Genomic DNA, 16,635 nt, shown 5'->3' with positions numbered 1-16,635 from the left:
GGGGCTGAGCGTAGCGAAGAGCCCGGAAGCTAGGGCCAAACTCGCGCTGCCAGATCCATTCCAGCGCCTGACGCCATCCTCCTGGCTTCCGGGTTCGTCCAGGGGACGCCCCGGAATGACGGCGATTGAACCTAGTAGATCAGGTACGACGCTCGCGCTTCCAGCCACGCCGCCTCGTCCGGCTGCGTCGCCTCATCCAGGTCGTCCGGCGTCGCGTCTGCGTCGTCCACCCACTCGCGCAAGCCCGGTCCACCGTTGATGGTGTCGATGGGCAGGCGGTCGAAGGCGTATTCATAGGGGAAGTCCCGCCACAGATCGTAGTCGGGATACAGCCGCCGGATCGCCTTGAACCCCAGGGCCTGAACCCGCCACGGCCGGAACGCGGCGTGGTCGTAATGGGCGCCCTCGACGTGGATTTCCACGCCCGAACACAGCTGCCCCACATGCTTGTGGAAGGTCGGCTGGAACCAGCATTCGCGCAGCACGCAGCCCTTCAGCCACTCCGGCGCCAGAGACCGCATCTCGAAGATCACCGCCCGCGCGTCGATGTCGGGGGCCCCGAACAGCTCCAGCGGCCGGGTCGTGCCCCGCCCTTCCGACAGGGTCGCCCCCTCCAGCATCACCGTGCCGGCGTAGGCGCGCGCCATGCTCAGGTTCGGCGCATTCGGACTGGGGTTGACCCAGGCCCGCTCCAGCAGCGGCCAGCCGTATCCCGGCCCCGCCTCCGGCGCCCAGCCCTGCATCTCGATCACGCGATAGTCGACGTCCAGCTTGAAATGGTCGATGAACCACAGGCCCAGCTCGCCCATGGTCATCCCGTGCCGCATCGGCATCGGCCCGGCCCCGACGAAGCTTTCGAACCCCGGCTTCAGCGTCAGGCCCTCGACCGGCCGCCCGGCGGGATTGGGGCGGTCCAGCACCCACACCGTCTTGCCGTGCTTCGCCGCCGCCTCCAGCACATAGAGCAGCGTCGTCACATAGGTGTAGATGCGGCACCCCAGGTCCTGAAGGTCGATCAGGATGACGTCGAACGTCTCCATCCACTCGTCCCGGGGCCGGCGCACCTCGCCGTACAGGCTGAAGACGGGAAAGCCGTGGACCGGATCGCGATAATCCGGGCTCTCCATCATATTGTCCTGCAGATCGCCCTTCATGCCGTGCTGCGGGCCGAAGGCGGCGGTCAGTTCAACTTCGGGACAGGCGGCCAGGGCGTCGACAGCGTGGACCAGGTCCTTCGTCACGGATGCTGGATGCGCCAGTAGCGCCACGCGCCGCCCTTTCAACTGGGCGCGCAGGGCGTCGTCGGACAACAGGCGGTCAAGGCCGAAGTTCATGCGGCGGGCTCCCGGATTCTCTTGCTGGAATGCCCGACCCGAAGGCGGGTCACAACTCCCCGCGCGCTAAACCTCGGCCGCCAAGGAATCCCGGTGATGAAAATCCGGCTCGGGCGACGGATGCGTCAGCGCCCAATACAGGATCGACCCGTCCAGCCGCTCGATCACCGCCGTCAGGCCGACCGCCCCCGTCGCATCCTCCGGCAATTCGACGTCTGTGGTCAGGACAAACCGCCCCGGCGCCGTCCGCGTGACGATGAAGAGCGCCGGGACCGCCAGGTTTCGCATCCCCTCGCGATAGCCGTCGAAGCCATAGGCCGCCCACGCCCCCGACGGCGACAGATTGTATTCGACATAGCCGCCCGCCGTCCGCGCGAACGCCTCGAAACAGGTCGTGCGCCACAGTTCGTCGGTGTGCACCCTCCCAGCCGGTTCCGGCCACAGCACTGTCTCCACTGGCCCGCCCAGGCTGTATTCCAGGCTAAGCACCCCACCCGCCCGCCGCGCCTCGACCTCCAGCGTCAGGCCGTGCACGGCGGCGGTGGTCGGGTGGGGGATCAGGGGCAGACGCATCGGCCATTCGTATCGCAGGCGTGCGCCGGGTCAACGACGGCTCGACGGACCGCCCGCCGCTGCGCGCGCATTCCCTTTGACTTTTCCGTATCAAAACAACGACGCGGCGCGCTCGCCAGCCGATCGACCTCACACGCCTTCGGGCTGACGTATAATGCTGGGCCTCGCCGCGGAGAAAGCCGCGCCTCAGCCAAGGGTACGCCCCTACCGGATTTTGCACTATTCAGACTATTCAGACTGTGTTTTTCGCGCCGGCTGTCCTTCCTCCGTCGCCGTCGCCCGCCGAAGGGGAAGACGACCGACGGCAAGCCTGCTAACGACCCACCGCCATGACAGACCAAGCCTTCAAGTCCGACTTCCTGAAAACCCTGCAGGCGCGGGGCTACATCCACCAGGTCACCCACCCGACCGAACTGGACGAGGCGGCCGCCTCGGGCGTGGTTACGGCCTATATCGGCTTCGACGCCACGGCGCCGTCGCTGCACGTCGGCAGCCTGATCCAGATCATGATGCTGCGCCGGTTGCAGCAGGCGGGTCACAAGCCGATCGTGCTGATGGGCGGCGGCACCACCAAGGTCGGCGACCCGACCGGCAAGGACGCCTCGCGCCCGCAGCTGACCGACGAGACCATCCGGGCCAACATCGACGGCATCCAGAAAGTCTTCGCCCGCTTCCTGACCTTCGGCGACGGCCCGACCGATGCGGTGATGGTCAACAACGACGATTGGCTGTCGACCTACGGCTACATCCAGTTCCTGCGCGACTTCGGCACGCATTTCACCGTCAACCGGATGCTGAGCTTCGACTCGGTCAAGCTGCGGCTCGAGCGCGAGCAGCCGATGACCTTCCTCGAGTTCAACTACATGCTGATGCAGTCGGTGGACTTCCTGGAGCTGAACCGCGCCCACGGCGTGACGCTGCAGATGGGCGGCTCGGACCAGTGGGGCAACATCACTTCCGGCGTCGACCTGGTCCGCCGCGTGGATCAGAAGGCCGCCTTCGGCCTGACCACGCCGCTGCTGACCACCGCCTCGGGCGGCAAGATGGGCAAGACGGCGCAGGGCGCGGTCTGGCTGAACGCCGAACAGCTGTCGCCCTATGACTATTGGCAGTTCTGGCGCAACGCCGAGGACGCCGACGTCGGCCGCTTCATGCGCCTGTTCACCGACCTGCCCCTTGACCGGATCGCCGAGTACGAGGCCCTGGAGGGCGCCGCGATCAACGACGCCAAGAAGGCCCTGGCCGACGCCGCCACGACCCTGCTCCACGGCAAGGACGAAGCGGACAAGGCGCGCGCGGCCGCCGAAAGCGCCTTCGAGAAGGGTCAGGTCTCCGCCGACCTGCCGACGGTCGAACTGCCCTCGGCCGAAGTCTTCGGCGCCATGATCGCCGCCGTCGTGACCAAGACCGGCCTGACCGCCTCGAACGGCGAGGCCCGTCGCCTGGCCCAGGGTGGCGGTCTGCGCCTGAACGACGCCCCCGTCTCCGACGGCGCCCAGTTGCTGACCGAAGCCGACGTCGCCGACGGCGTCATCAAGCTCGCCGCCGGCAAGAAGAAGATCGTGCTGGTGCGCCCCCTCTAACCCGCTCGGAGATGTGAGATGCCGGAAGTCGCCGAAGGCCAGCCCGCCCCCGCCCTCGACCTGCCAACCGACGGCGGCGGCCGGGTCTCGCTGGCCGCGCTCAAGGGCAAGCCCGTCGTCGTCTACTTCTACCCCAAGGCCGACACCCCGGGCTGCACCAACGAGGGCAAGGACTTCTCCGCGCTGATCGACGACTTCGCGGCCCTGGACGCTACGGTCATCGCCGTGTCGAAGGATTCCGTGAAGAAGCTCGACCGCTTCAAGGCCAAGCACGACCTCAAGGTCGTCCTGGCGTCGGACGCGGACGGCGCCGCCTGCGACGCCTGGGGCGTCTGGGTCCAGAAGAAGCTCTACGGCCGCGAATACATGGGGATCGAGCGCGCCACCTTTCTGGTCGGCGCCGACGGGAACATCGTCCACGCCTGGCGCAATGTCCGCGTGGCCGGCCACGCCGAGGCCGTCCTGGAGGCGCTCAAGGGTCCGTGATCGCCGAGCGGGGTTCGAAAGCGATGCTTGACCTTGGCCCTCGCCGCCCCCCTAAATCGCGACCGAGGGCTTTGGGGTAGAGGCCGGCCTTGGCTGGCAGATGCGGAGCGCACCATGTTCACCAAGAGCAAACCCAACGACAACGGCGGCATGGGCATACCCCCCGCCCCGGATCCCAAGCCTGCGGCTCCTGGTCCGGCGGCCAGCCCGGCCCCGGCGCCCGCCCCGGCGGCGCCTGTCGCCCGCGCGCCCGAACCGCCCCGCCCGGCCGCCGCGCCGCGCTCCAGCAGCCTGTCCACCCTTTCGGCCGGCGTGAAGTACGAAGGCAACATCTCCGGCGCCGGCGACCTCCAGATCGAGGGCTCGCTCAAGGGCGACGTCCGCGTCGCCCGCGTCACCATCGGCGAAGGCGGCTCGGTCGAGGGCACCGTCCACGCCGACGTGCTGGACGTGCGCGGTCGCGTCACCGGGGCCATCGTGGCCAAGCAGGTCCGCCTCTACGCCACCTCGCGCGTCGAGGGCGACATCACCCAGGAGCAGCTGTCGGTCGAGCAGGGCGCCTGGTTCCAGGGCCGCTGCAACCAGGCCAAGCGCGACACGCCGGGCGCCTCGATGCTGGAACCGCCGGCCGAGAAGAAGGCCGACGCAAAGGAAAAGGCCCCCGCCTGATCCAAAGAAAAGGGGCGGCCCGTCGGACCGCCCCTTTCCTCATTCCGCGGTCGATCCGCGCGTCTCGCCGACCCGCGCCGCCAGCGCCGCGCCCATGAACTGGTCCAGGTCGCCGTCCAGCACCCCTTGCGTGTCCGACGTCTCCACCTCGGTCCGCAGGTCCTTGACCATCTGATACGGCTGCAGGACGTAGGATCGGATCTGGTGGCCCCAGCCGATGTCGGTCTTGGCGTCGGCCAGCGCCTGCGCCGCCGCCTCGCGCTTCTGCAGCTCCAGCTCGTAGAGCCGCGCCCGCAGCATCTTCCACGCCTGCTCGCGGTTCTGGTGCTGCGACCGCCCCGCCTGACAGGCCACGACGGTGTTGGTGGGCACGTGCGTCAGGCGCACCGCCGAGTCGGTCTTGTTGATGTGCTGACCGCCCGCGCCCGACGCCCGATAGGTGTCGGTGCGGACATCCGCCGGATTGATGTCGATCTCGATGGCGTCATCCACCACCGGCGACACGCCGATGGAGGCGAAGCTGGTGTGACGCTTGGCCGCCGCGTCATAGGGGCTGATGCGAACCAGGCGATGCACGCCCGATTCCGACTTCAGCCAGCCATAGGCGTTCGGCCCCTTCACCTGGATCGTCGCGGATTTGATGCCGGCCTGCTCGCCGCCTTCCTCCGCCTCGACCTCGACCTCGTAGCCGTGCGCCTTGGCCCAGCGCGAATACATGCGCAGTAGCATGCCGGCCCAGTCGTTCGACTCGGTGCCGCCGGCGCCTGAATTCACTTCCAGATAGGCGTCGTTGCCGTCCGCCTCGCCCGAAAGCAGGGCTTCCAGCTCGGCGCGCGCGGCGCGGTCCTTGATGGCCTTCAGCTGGGCGCGAGCGTCTTCGAGAGCCGCCTCATCGCCCTCCTCGTCCGCCATCTCGGCCAGCATGACCCCGTCTTCGAGGCCCTGCTCCATCTCCTTGACGGCGTTGACTTGGCCTTCCAGGCGCGAACGGTCGCGGCTGACGGCCTGGGCCTCGTCCGGATTGTCCCACAGGGTCGGGTCCTCGACCCGCGCGTTCAGCTCGTCGAGCTTCCTTAGAGCGACATCCCAGTCAAAGACGCCTCCTGAGCAGAGCGACGCTCTGCTCGATGTCGGCCTTCATGGCCTCGACATCCGGTCTCATCGCGATCTCCAGCGATACGTAAAGTGAGGGGCGGACATAAAGGCCCAGCATCGAAAGGGAAAGGGGCGATCCCCGCTCAGGGCCACAGCCGGATCTTAACCCAGCCCTCGCCGTCCCGAACGAACCTCATGCGGTCATGCAGACGAAACGGCCGGTCGCGCCAGAACTCGACCGACGAAGGAACGACGCGCCAGCCGGTCCAGCGTTCGGGGCGCGGGACGTCCTGGCCGTCGAACCGCGACGTCTCGCGCGCCACGGCGGCCTCCAGCGCCGCCCGATCCGGCAGCGGGCGCGACTGATCCGAGGCCCAGGCCCCGATGCGGCTCTCCCGCGCGCGGCTGGCGAAATAGGCGTCCGCCTCTTCCCGGCCGACCGGCTGGACCACGCCGCGCACCCGCACCTGACGGCGCAGCGACTTCCAGTGGAAGGTCAGGGCCGCGACGGGATGGGCGTCCAGTTCCACGCCCTTGGCGCTCTCGCGGTTGGAGTAGAAGGTGAAGCCGCGCCCATCGACATCCTTTAACAACACGATCCGCGCGTCCGGCAGCCCCTCGGCGTCCAGGGTCGACAGCGTCATGGCGTTGGCGTCGTTGACCTCGTGCGCGCGCGCATCGGCCAGCCAGTCGATGAACAGGCCGATGGGCTCCGCCCGCTCGAACGCGGCGTCGTCGCTGTTGGCGGCCAGGGCGGCGGCGTAGTCGCGAGCATAGTCCTCTCGCGACGGGCTGGGCGGGATCACGGGGGCGGTCATGCCGTCGGTCTAGCCCCTTCCCTCCGTCGTGGAAATGATGCGGATCAAAGGCGGCTTTTTACGCCACGGTTAACCCGCTCTTGACCATGTCGCGCCAGATTTCGGGTCATGCGCGTGTCCCCGTCCGCTTCCGATCCCGCCGTCCGCGAGGCCCTGGCGCTGCTGGGCCTGGAGACGATGGAGCACGACGCCGCCTCGTTGAAGGCGGCTTTCCGCGCGGCGGTGAAGGCGGCCCGACCCGATCAGGCCGGCGGCGACGCCGATCGTTTCCGCCAGGTCATCGCCGCCTATCGACTGCTGCAGGCGCAAGGGACGGCGCGGTTCGCCCTGGCGGCCCCCGTGGTGCGCGCGGCGCCGCCGCCCGTCGCGACCCTGACGCCGCGCCAGGCCGTGGCCGGCGCTCGGATCGACATTCGGATGGGCGCCCGCCGCCTGCGCCTCTCCGTTCCCGCCGGGATGCGAACCGGCCAGCATCTGCGTTTGAAGGGCGCGGGCCCGGACGGCGGCGACCTCTATCTGCGCGTCCTGATCCGCCCGGCCGAGGGCCTGTCGGTCCTGGGCGACGACCTGTTCATGACCGCCCCCGCCAGCGAGCGCATCCTGGCCGACGGCGGGCGCCTCGAAATCCAGACCCACGCCGGTCCGCGCTCGGCCTGGATCACGCCGGGATTGTCGTCCCCCGTACGACTCAGCCTGCGCGGCCTGGGCCTGCCCGCCCGCGGCGCCCGGCCCGCAGGACGGCTGATCGTCACCCTGGAGCCCTGCGAAGACACGCCGTCCGCGGCCGAGGACCTCCTGATGCGGTTCAACCGGGTCTGGACGGCGGAGCGTCTGGCGGCCTAAGTCGGCCCATGTCGCACAACACCTTCGGTCATCTGTTCCGCGTCACCACCTGGGGCGAAAGCCACGGTCCGGCGATCGGCTGTGTCGTGGACGGCTGCCCGCCGTTGATCCCCCTCACCGAGGCGGACATCCAGCCCTGGCTGGACCAGCGGAAACCCGGCGGCTCACGCTTCGTCACCCAGCGGCAGGAGAGCGACACCGCCCAGATCCTGTCGGGCGTGTTCGACGACGGCGACGGCCCGGTCACCACCGGCACGCCCATCTCCATCATGATCCGCAACGAGGACCAGCGGTCCAAGGACTATGGCGAGATCGCCCGCGCCTTTCGGCCAGGCCATGCGGACTTCGCCTATCAGGCCAAATACGGTGTCCGGGACCATCGGGGCGGCGGTCGGTCGTCGGCGCGTGAGACCGCCAGTCGCGTCGCCGCCGGCGCCGTGGCCCGGCGCATTCTCGGCGACGGCGTGCGCATCCGCGCCGGCGTGGTCCAGATCGGCCCGCACCGGATCACCCCGGACGCCATCGATTTCGACGCGGTCGGCGGCAATCCGCTGTTCGCGGCCTCCAGCGCCGTCGTTCCCGAATGGGAGTCCTATCTCGACGGCGTTCGCAAGGCCGGCTCGTCCATCGGCGCCGTCGTCGCGTTGGAGGTCACGGGCGTGCCCGTCGGCTGGGGCGCGCCGCTCTATGGCAAACTGGACGCCGAACTGGCCGCCGCCCTGATGTCCATCAACGCCGCCAAGGGCGTCGAGATCGGCGCGGGCTTCGGCGCGGCCGAACTGTCGGGCGAAGAGAACGCCGACGAGATGCGGCTGGACCTCAACAAGCAGCCGGGCTTCCTGTCGAACAGGGCGGGCGGCGTGCTGGGCGGCATATCGACCGGCCAGCCGGTGACGGCGCGGGTGGCGTTCAAGCCGACCTCCTCCATCCTGACGCCGCGCCAGACCATCACGCGCGACGGGGAGGAAACGGACCTGCGCACCAAGGGCCGCCACGACCCGTGCGTCGCCCTGCGGGCCGTGCCGGTGGTGGAGGCGATGGCGGCCTGCGTCCTGGCCGACGCCTTCCTGCGCCACCGCGCCCAGGTCGGCTGAGCCGTCAGGTCAGGGCGATACGCGCCAGATTGCGGTCGCCCGAGCGGCAGGCCGGCCCGTCCTCTCCGGCCACGGACACGCCCGTCGCCGCCAGTTCGGCCAGAAAGCGTTCGCGCGCGTCCGGCTGGGCGGTCTCGCCTTCGCCGACCGCCGGCGCCGGATCAGGCCTGCAGAACCGGATCTGCGGACGCGCCCGCCACCGGGACAGCGCCCACGCCGCCTGGGCGCGCGCGTCGACGTTCGCCAGATCGACGGCGGCCAGGCCCTCCAGCGGCGGCGTGACCCAGACGTCCACGCCCTCGAACTTGGCTCTTAACGCCTTCTCCAGGGCGAAGGCGCTGGACAGGTCCAGTCCCGCGTCCGGCCGCAGCAGCACCACCGCCCGTCGCCCCTCCCCGTCGACCATCAGGGCGTCCGTGGCGAAGGGGACAGAGTCCGACAGCCGACCACGCAGGGCCGCGACCGGATCCGGCGCGGAAGCCGCGCTGGCCTGGACCGCACGGGCTGCGGCCTGGGGATCGGCGACGACGATCTGATCCAGCGTCGCCTCGACCGGCACGTGCAGCGCCGCCGTCAACCGTTCCTGAAGCCGTGCCTGGGCGTCGGCGACCAGGGCGCGGGTGCTGACCAAAGCCGAGACCGTGACCCTGTCGCCATCCGCCCGTGCGTCCAGCAGGGTCACGCGCGAGTCGGCGCCGGAGAAGATGTCGTTGACCGCCAGCCGCGTCTCGGCGGTGGCGCGGCTCTCCAGCCCGATCGAGCGCAGCGAAAGCGCCAGCGGGATCGACAGCAGCACGAAGACCACCACCACCGCCACGCCCCGCCACGGCGCCGGCCGCTCCAGAAGGCGAGGACGAAAGCCGTAGAAGCCCGCCGTCAGGGTCGCAGCCAGGGCGATGGCCACCAGGTTGGTCATGAACAGGAAGACCGCGCCGCCTGCGATCCTCAGGTCGCCGGTGCCAAGGCCGAATCCCACGGTCGCCACTGGCGGCATCAGGGCGGTGGCGATGGCCACGCCGATGATGGTCTCCCCCCGTTGGCGGATCACGGCGTAGGCGCCTGCCACGCCCGAGAAGACGGCGATCAGCAGGTCGAAGAAATTGGGCCGCGTCCGCGCCAGGATCTCGCTGGTCGGCTCCTTCAACGGCGACAACAGGGTCAGCAGGATGGCCACCGCCAGGGCTACGCCGACCCCGACCGCCAGCGCCTTCACCGACCGTTTCAGCTCTTCCCAGTCCAGCAGGGCCAGCGAAAAACCCAGGGCCACGATCGGCCCCATCATCGGCGAAACCAGCATGGCGCCGATCACCACGGCCGGCGACCCCAGCATCAATCCCAGCGCGGCGATCGCCGCCGAGATCACCGTCATCATCAGATAGCGGCCGGTCAGGCCGCCGTTGTCATAGACCGACAGCGCGACCACCGAATGGTCCACCCCCAGGCGGGCGGCGGCCAGCGCGCGACGCGCGATGTTTCGGTTTTCGCGGGCGGACGCGGATTCGGTCTTCATGCAGTCAGGCTAGCGGGCTTCGTCTGTCGGATCGCCCCCCGGCTTGTCCTCGTCCGGTTTCGGCTTGCGGGCCGCCATACCCGCCGAGCCGAGGCCCGCGCCGATGGCGACGCCGAGCGCGATCCCCAACGCCAGATTGTCGAGCGCGATGCCGAGGGCCACGCCAATGGCGACGCCCATGCCGATCCCGCCTGCGAAAAACGCAGCGCCCTTGTCCTTCATCCCCGTCTCCTTTGTGGCTGCGGCCACGATAGCATCGCGCGAAGCGGAATCAGCCCCTAAATAGGGGCCATGAGCACGCCCCGTTCCGTCCGCCTCGCCATCATCGGTTCCGGCCCCGCCGGCTGGACCGCCGCCATCTACGCCGCCCGCGCGTCCCTGAACCCCGTGGTGATCGCCGGTCTGCAGCCCGGCGGTCAACTGACCATCACCACGGACGTCGAGAACTATCCCGGCTTCGCCGAAGCCATCCAGGGCCCCTGGCTTATGGAGCAGATGCAGGCCCAGGCCCTTCACGTCGGCACAGAGGTGATCCATGACATCGTCGTGTCGGCCGACCTGTCGCAGCGCCCGTTCCGCCTGACGCTGGACAGCGGCGACGAACTGCTGGCCGAGACGGTCATCATCTCCACCGGCGCGCAGGCCAAGTGGCTGGGGCTGGAGTCCGAGGCGGCCTACCAGGGCTTCGGCGTCTCGGCTTGCGCCACCTGCGACGGCTTCTTCTATCGCGGCAAGGAGGTCGTTGTCGTCGGGGGCGGCAACACCGCCGTGGAAGAGGCTTTGTTCCTGACCAACTTCGCCTCGAAGGTCACCGTGGTCCACCGCCGCGACGAGTTCCGCGCCGAGAAAATCCTGCAGGACCGCCTGTTCGCTCACCCGAAGGTCGAGGTGATCTGGAATCACGCCGTGGAAGAGGTGCTGGGCGTCGTCGATGGCGTGGCCCGGAACGTCACCGGCGTGCGGCTGAAGAACGTCCAGGACGGCTCCACCCGTGAAATCCCGGCCGACGGCGTCTTCATCGCCATCGGCCACGCGCCGTCGTCGGAGCTGTTCAAGGGCCAGTTGGAAACCAACGCCGGCGGCTATCTCCGCGTCACGCCCGGTACGGCGGCGACCGCCATCGAAGGCGTCTGGGCCGCCGGCGACGTGACCGACGACGTCTATCGCCAGGCCGTCACCGCCGCCGGCATGGGCTGCATGGCGGCGCTGGAAGCCGCCCGTTTCCTGGCCGAGGAAGACCACAAGAAGCAGGGTCATCCGATCAGCCACGCCGAGGCGGAGAAGATCGGGGTCTGGTGAGCCGCCGCCCCTCCTTCGCCCGCGATCAGAAGCGGAAGTTGATCCAGGCGGTCAGGTAATCGGAACTGGCGTAACCGGCGTCCTTCAGCACCGGCCCGGCCGCCAGGTGCTCATAGCGCGCGATCAGGCTCGTGCGCGGCGACACGCTGTGGGCGGCCTGCACGCGCCAGACCTCGCCGACGCGGCGTCCGTCCACAGCCTGGGTCCCCGCATAGGGCAGGTCCGTGGCGCGATAGACCGCATCGCGCTCCGACGCCCGCCAGGTTCCCTGTACTTCGCCGCTGAGCGTCGTGCGTCCGCGCCGGATCGAGATGTTAGGCGCGACGGCGATCATGTTCACCGGGCCGAAGACGTTCTGATAGCTGTAGAAGGTCGGTACGCCCTGGGGCGTGACCGCCGTCCGCAGGGTTCCACCGTCATAGGACCCGCCGCCGGAGCCATAGTCGATCCTGACGCCCAGGCGCGGCGCGCCGGCTCCGTGGCCCAGGCTGACGCTCTGCTGGGTGAAGACGTGCAGCGCCTCGATGCGCCGGTCGCCGAACCGGCCCGTCTGTCTGGCCACCGTCCAGTCGATGTTGGCCGGCCCCATCTCGCCCCACAGCCGCGCGCCGACATAGTCGCGGCTTTCGCGCGCGGTCTGCGCGCCCCAACGCCGGTCAGCGTCAGTGGTGCGCCACAGGAAAGGATCGAAAAACAGCTTTGACCCGCCGAACCAGTCGCGGGGAACCACCATGCCCGCCGTCACGCCCCGAAAGCGACGCGCATCGTCGGTCCGGTCGTCGTCCGCGCCCCCGGTTCCCAGCCGCGTGGCCTTCAGGTCAAAGACATCGGCTCTCCATCGCGAACCGCGGACCCAGGCGCGAACGCCGTTGAACGGGGTCAATATGGTGGCGCCGTTGCGGGTGCTGATCAGATAGGGCGAGCCGTCGATAAAGAACTGGCGCCCCAGTCGTGCGCCCAATTCAAAGTCATCGACCTGGCCGCTGACATCCACGAACGCCTGCTGCACCACCAGGTCGTTGCGCAGGGCGCCCACCGTCGTGGGGTCGTTGCGGCCGCCGGATCCGCCGTGCGCCACTTCTCCGTAGGCGCGCACATGACGTCCCAGGTGCAGGTCCGCGCCACCGACCAGACGCAGGGTGTCCAGGCGCTGGTCCGCCCGGTCAAGCAGGCCTGGACTTGTGGTCAGCGCCGTGCGGGCGCGCATCTCGCCCGATAGGCTCAGCCAGACCGATCCATCTTGCGACAGGGGGATGTATTTCAGCCGGTCCAGCGCGTCCTTGCGGCGGGCGGGATCGGCGTAGGCGGACCAGTCCTCGGCCCAGCGCGCCTCGGCGTAGCCCGCCACGACAGGCCCCACGCCGACGCCGGCCCGAGGATAGGGCGCGCCCGCCGCCGGCGCTGCGTCCGGCTGGGCCAGGGCGGGCCCCCCGATCACGGGCAGACTCGCGACGGCGAGGCCAAGGATAGGACCGCCGAGCCGGCGCGCGCGATCGGGCGCCGTGAAACGGAGAAGCGTCGTCTTCATCATACAGGCCTTGGAGATGGGCCGCACGCCGGCATCGTCACCGGCTCGGCCGGGGCGCAGGCGGCGCGCGGGGAATCTGGAACGCCGGTCGCCCGGCGTCGACGTCAACCGAGCGTCACGCCGGTCAGCTTGAGCACGAGCAGCACGGTGGAGGCGCAGATCGACGCCAGACCCAGCGCCGCCAGGATATTGTGCCACCGCCGGTTCTTCAGCGCGCCCATCAGCCGATTGTTGGCGGTCAGGACCAGAAGGAGGCCCAGCAGAGGCGCCACCAGAACCGTCATGGCCTGGGCCATGATGATCAGTTGAACCCGCGATCCCGGCGCGAAGGCCACGACCAGCACGCCGAACAGCAACACCACGCCGACCAGCGCCTTGGTCCGCAAGGCCTCGAACGACCCGCCCCAGCCCAGGCCGTCGGACAGCAGGGTCCCCCCCGCGGTGGCGTTGGCCAGCATCGACGAGAAGGCCGCGCCGAAGAAGCCCAGGGTGAAGATGTAATAGCCCACCTGCCCCGCCAGCGGCTCGAAGATCCGCGCCAGCTGCGGCAGGGTCTCGACCCGCTGCCCGGTCTGCCCCAGCACCGCCGCAGCCACCATGATGACCAGGGCAGTCATGATCCCCGGCGCGACGATGCCGGGAATGGTGTCGGTCAGGGTGGCGTCGCGATACTGATCCGGCCGGGTCTTGTGAGCCTGGGTCGCATAGCTGGTGAAGAAGGCGGCGTTGATCGAGAAGTTGGTCCCGACCAGGGCGACGATCAGAAGTTCGCTTCCCGGCGGAAAGCTGGGCAGGCCGCCCGCGAGCCCCGCCGCCCAATCAGGCCGCGCCATGAAGGCGCTGGCGACGAAGCCCACCGCCATCGTGGCCACCAGGCCGATCAGGATGCGCTCGATGGTGCGGAACACGTTGCGGGCCAGTAGAATGAAGGCCACCGCCAGGCTGACCATCGCGGTCCAAAAAACGGGATTGCCGCCGAACAGCATCGACAGCGCCAGACCCGACCCAGCGGCGTTGCCTACCGAGAAGCACAGGGTGATGAAGAAGACGCCGAACCCGGCGACCACGCCCGTCGGCTTGCCCAGCGTCTGCTTGATCGTGCCGATCATCGACAGCGGCGAGGCGATGCCGATGCGCACGCTCATGTCGGTGAAGGCGATCATCAGCACGGTGGACAGCACGATGACCCAGATCAGGGCATAGCCGAAGGCGCTGCCGGCCTCGATCGCAGAGGTCAGATTGCCCGGCCCGAACTGCCAGGTGCCGGCGATGAAGGCGGGACCGACCAGCGCCAGCTTGGTCAGCAGAGATTTCGACGGGGCCTTGGGGGCTTCCGCCACGGCCGCGGCCTCGGGGAGCACGTCACGATGCGACATGACTTTACCTTTCTGGCGGAGCGGTCTGCGACCGTCCTCGCCGGGTGTTTCTTCCCAGGCGCCGTGACACTTCTGACGGGGCATCGGCGCGGTGATAGGCTTGTCGGGCCGGGTCACGCCAGGCCTGAAAGCGAAACGGCCCCCGCGTCGGAAGACACGGGGGCCTGATCCTTATTCTGCGGCGATCGCGGACGCCTCGACCGAACCGACGCCGGCGGCGTCGAAGGCCTCGAAGATCTGGCGCTCGGCGGCCTCGCCCAGGTTCTTCAGCGGCTCGCGGATCGTGGCGTGGTCCAGGACGCCGCGCTTCACCAGGCCCAGCTTCAGGGCGACCGTGCCCTCCATGTGCGACCCACGGTGATAGACCGCCTTGGTGATGGGCAGCAGCTGTTCGAAGATCCGGCGCGCCTCGGGATAATCCTGGGCCTTCCCCGCTGCGATCAGTTTGACCAGCAGTTCCGGCGCGATGTTGCCGTAGCCGACCAGTAGACCATCGACATCGAACATCGTCGGCAGCAGCCATTCGTCGTGACACGACAGCACCTGCAGTTCGGGCGCGGCTTTCTTCAGCTCGGGAATCTCGGTGTACCAGCGCTTCATGTTGCGCACGCCGTTCTTGGTGGCGACGACGCCTTCCTGAGTGGCGATGTCGATCTGGGTCTGCAGATCGTAGGAAGCCTTGGTCGCGTCCGGGTACTGGAACAGGATGCATTCCAGGCCGGACTCCTGCCAGATCGCCCTGTACCGGTCTTGAGGCGCGCCCTTTTGAAAGCCGAACCGTAGCCATCCGTGGTTCGGATAGACCAGGGCTCCGGTCGCACCGGCCGCCTTACAGGCCTTGGCCTCTTCGGCGGCGACGCGGGTGCCCTCGCCGGTGATCCCGGCGATGATCGGCACGTCGCCGCCCACGGCTTCAGCATAGGTCTCGATCAGCTTGAGGCGCTCTTCGCGGGTCAGGAAGGTGCCTTCGCCCGCGTGACCCAGGATGACCAGACTCTTCACGCCCTCGATCGACACCAGCCATTTGGCCAGGCGGGCATTGGCCGCGTAGTCGACCTCTCCATCGCGGGTGAAGACGGTGACGGGCGCGGGGCTGAGGCCGCGAAGGTCCATGACGCTCATTGGATTTCCTCTCCGAAGTTTTTTCTGGCGAACCCTTCCGGGTTCGGGAACGATACCGGGAACGTTCCCTACTTTACATCGCGCGGCCGGCGGGTCAAGCCGGGTTGCAACAGGGAGGCGGATCATCTCGATGAAGCAAAGACGGGGCGGCGGCGCGCGGCGGGTGACGATCCTCGACATCTCGCGCGCCACGGGCGTGTCGAAAAGCAGCGTGTCGCGGTTCCTGGACGACCGGTCGCCGTCGGACACCGAAGCGGCGCGTCTGGTTCGCCGCGTCGCCGCGGAGCTCGGCTACGTCCGCGACGTCTCGGCCGCCAATCTGCGGCGCGGCTCCACGGGCACGATCGGCGTGATCGTGCCGCGCCTGACCGATACGGTCATGGCGATGCTCTATGAATCCCTGGCCCACGCCGCGAGTCAGTCAGGGCGTTTCACCATCGTCGCCACGACCAACGACGATCCGGTCGCCAACCAGCGGGCGGCCGAGATGTTGATGGCGCGGGGGGTCGACGGGCTTGTCCTGGCGACGACGCGGACCGGGGATGGCCTGGCCGAGCGGCTTGCGGCCCAGGGCGTTCGGTTCGTCCTCGCCCTTCGGACGGACGGCGTGCATCCCTCCTCCGTCGGCGACGATCGCTTGGGCGGCTATCTGGCGACACGCCACCTGATCGACCTGGGCCACCGCCAGATCGGGGTGGTGGCGGGGCCGGCCGACGCCTCGAGCGCGGCGGGCCGGGTCGAGGGCTATCGCGCCGCGATGGATGAAGCGGATTTGGCGGTTCGGCCCGAGTGGATCGTGCCCTCCAGTTTCAGCCTGGAAGCCGGCAGCCTGGCGGCGCGCGAGCTGATGACCCTGGCCGAGCGCCCCACCGCCATCTTCGCCATCAACGACAACACCGCGCTCGGCGCCCTGTCGGCCTTGGCTCAGCAGGGGCTTTCCGTCCCCGGCGATGTTTCCGTGGTCGGCTACAATGACATTCCGCTCGTCAGCCATCTGCCCACGCCGCTGACCACGGTTCGCACCCCGTTCGGCCAGATCGCCGCGACGGCGATGGAGTTGCTGGTCCAGGCGGACGCGCCCGACGCGCCCCGCATTCGCCGCGCCACCCCCTCGCTCATCCCGCGGCAATCCACGCGCCGTCTTTAGCCGGCCGCGCCCGGACGGCTGGGTGGCGTCACCGCGGTGGTGTCGGACGTCTCGGGCCGGAATTCGGGCAATAAAAAACCCTCTATTCTTTTGGATAGCGGGTTTGATGTTTGGGTGCGGGAGTAGGATTTGAACCTACGACCTTCAGGTTATGAGCC

At 68.9% G+C, this 16,635-nt stretch carries 16 protein-coding genes; 7 read left to right on the top strand and 9 right to left on the bottom strand.

Annotated elements, in window-relative coordinates:
- Positions 1 to 131: 131 nt before the first annotated feature.
- The gene (locus B2U11_RS03915; protein WP_292070088.1) at positions 132 to 1,334 is read right to left on the bottom strand and encodes an exo-beta-N-acetylmuramidase NamZ family protein; all 1,203 of its coding nucleotides are present in this window, start codon (positions 1,332 to 1,334) and stop codon (positions 132 to 134) included.
- Positions 1,335 to 1,400: 66 nt separating this feature from the next.
- Entirely contained in the window at positions 1,401 to 1,907 is a 507-nt protein-coding gene (locus B2U11_RS03910; protein ID WP_292070087.1) for a DOMON-like domain-containing protein, read from the bottom strand.
- Positions 1,908 to 2,236: 329 nt separating this feature from the next.
- Here B2U11_RS03910 and tyrS point away from each other — a divergent pair, with 329 nt between their 5' ends.
- The 3 genes from tyrS (at position 2,237) to B2U11_RS03895 (ending at position 4,645) form a co-directional block, all read left to right on the top strand.
- The gene (tyrS, locus tag B2U11_RS03905) at positions 2,237 to 3,490 is read left to right on the top strand and encodes a tyrosine--tRNA ligase (RefSeq protein WP_292070086.1); all 1,254 of its coding nucleotides are present in this window, start codon (positions 2,237 to 2,239) and stop codon (positions 3,488 to 3,490) included.
- An 18-nt stretch (positions 3,491 to 3,508) separates the two neighbouring features.
- Positions 3,509 to 3,976: a peroxiredoxin gene (locus B2U11_RS03900; protein ID WP_292070085.1), complete on the top strand. Its 468-nt coding sequence runs from the start codon at positions 3,509 to 3,511 to the stop codon at positions 3,974 to 3,976.
- 114 nt (positions 3,977 to 4,090) lie between these two features.
- Complete coding sequence (locus B2U11_RS03895; RefSeq protein WP_292070083.1) at positions 4,091 to 4,645, top strand: bactofilin family protein; 555 nt, start codon at positions 4,091 to 4,093, stop codon at positions 4,643 to 4,645.
- Between the two features lie 39 nt (positions 4,646 to 4,684).
- On the opposite strand, the gene prfB is transcribed toward B2U11_RS03895, so the two are convergent.
- Together prfB and pdxH are read right to left on the bottom strand one after the other, a co-directional pair.
- A protein-coding gene (gene prfB, locus B2U11_RS03890) for a peptide chain release factor 2 (protein ID WP_292070080.1) occupies positions 4,685 to 5,807 on the bottom strand; the annotation gives its coding sequence in 2 pieces (ribosomal slippage) (positions 4,685 to 5,737 and positions 5,739 to 5,807; 1,122 coding nt in all).
- Positions 5,808 to 5,883: 76 nt separating this feature from the next.
- A complete protein-coding gene (gene pdxH / locus B2U11_RS03885; protein ID WP_292070078.1) occupies positions 5,884 to 6,558 on the bottom strand; it encodes a pyridoxamine 5'-phosphate oxidase in 675 nt (224 codons plus the stop codon).
- Positions 6,559 to 6,666: 108 nt separating this feature from the next.
- Between pdxH and B2U11_RS03880 the strand changes: the two genes are divergently transcribed.
- Positions 6,667 to 7,401: a DnaJ C-terminal domain-containing protein gene (locus tag B2U11_RS03880; protein ID WP_292070077.1), complete on the top strand. Its 735-nt coding sequence runs from the start codon at positions 6,667 to 6,669 to the stop codon at positions 7,399 to 7,401.
- A gap of 8 nt (positions 7,402 to 7,409) precedes the next feature.
- Positions 7,410 to 8,495, top strand: a complete 1,086-nt coding sequence (aroC, locus tag B2U11_RS03875; RefSeq protein WP_292070076.1) for a chorismate synthase — start codon at positions 7,410 to 7,412, stop codon at positions 8,493 to 8,495.
- Between the two features lie 4 nt (positions 8,496 to 8,499).
- Here the strand turns inward: aroC and B2U11_RS03870 are convergent, their stop codons facing one another.
- Together B2U11_RS03870 and B2U11_RS03865 are read right to left on the bottom strand one after the other, a co-directional pair.
- Positions 8,500 to 10,005: a DUF389 domain-containing protein gene (locus tag B2U11_RS03870; protein ID WP_292070075.1), complete on the bottom strand. Its 1,506-nt coding sequence runs from the start codon at positions 10,003 to 10,005 to the stop codon at positions 8,500 to 8,502.
- A gap of 9 nt (positions 10,006 to 10,014) precedes the next feature.
- On the bottom strand, positions 10,015 to 10,227 hold the full coding sequence (locus B2U11_RS03865; protein ID WP_292070073.1) for a hypothetical protein: 213 nt from the start codon (positions 10,225 to 10,227) through the stop codon (positions 10,015 to 10,017).
- Positions 10,228 to 10,296: 69 nt separating this feature from the next.
- Between B2U11_RS03865 and trxB the strand changes: the two genes are divergently transcribed.
- Complete coding sequence (gene trxB / locus B2U11_RS03860; protein ID WP_292070072.1) at positions 10,297 to 11,304, top strand: thioredoxin-disulfide reductase; 1,008 nt, start codon at positions 10,297 to 10,299, stop codon at positions 11,302 to 11,304.
- Between the two features lie 25 nt (positions 11,305 to 11,329).
- On the opposite strand, the gene B2U11_RS03855 is transcribed toward trxB, so the two are convergent.
- The 3 genes from B2U11_RS03855 to B2U11_RS03845 all read right to left on the bottom strand — a co-directional run bounded on the left by B2U11_RS03855 (position 11,330) and on the right by B2U11_RS03845 (position 15,330).
- Positions 11,330 to 12,742, bottom strand: coding sequence for an alginate export family protein (locus tag B2U11_RS03855; protein WP_292070071.1), 1,413 nt, complete (start codon positions 12,740 to 12,742; stop codon positions 11,330 to 11,332).
- A gap of 194 nt (positions 12,743 to 12,936) precedes the next feature.
- Positions 12,937 to 14,208: an Nramp family divalent metal transporter gene (locus tag B2U11_RS03850; protein WP_292070070.1), complete on the bottom strand. Its 1,272-nt coding sequence runs from the start codon at positions 14,206 to 14,208 to the stop codon at positions 12,937 to 12,939.
- A gap of 171 nt (positions 14,209 to 14,379) precedes the next feature.
- Positions 14,380 to 15,330: a dihydrodipicolinate synthase family protein gene (locus B2U11_RS03845; protein ID WP_292070069.1), complete on the bottom strand. Its 951-nt coding sequence runs from the start codon at positions 15,328 to 15,330 to the stop codon at positions 14,380 to 14,382.
- A 130-nt stretch (positions 15,331 to 15,460) separates the two neighbouring features.
- On the opposite strand from B2U11_RS03845, the gene B2U11_RS03840 reads away from it, so the two are divergent.
- Positions 15,461 to 16,477: a LacI family DNA-binding transcriptional regulator gene (locus B2U11_RS03840; protein WP_292070067.1), complete on the top strand. Its 1,017-nt coding sequence runs from the start codon at positions 15,461 to 15,463 to the stop codon at positions 16,475 to 16,477.
- Positions 16,478 to 16,635 lie beyond the last annotated feature (158 nt).

Origin of the sequence: Brevundimonas sp. UBA7534, from assembly GCF_002479325.1 — a bacterium.
GTDB lineage: Bacteria > Pseudomonadota > Alphaproteobacteria > Caulobacterales > Caulobacteraceae > Brevundimonas.
The sequence above is the reverse complement of the archived record's forward strand: the minus strand, read 5'-3'. Positions and strand labels throughout refer to the sequence as shown.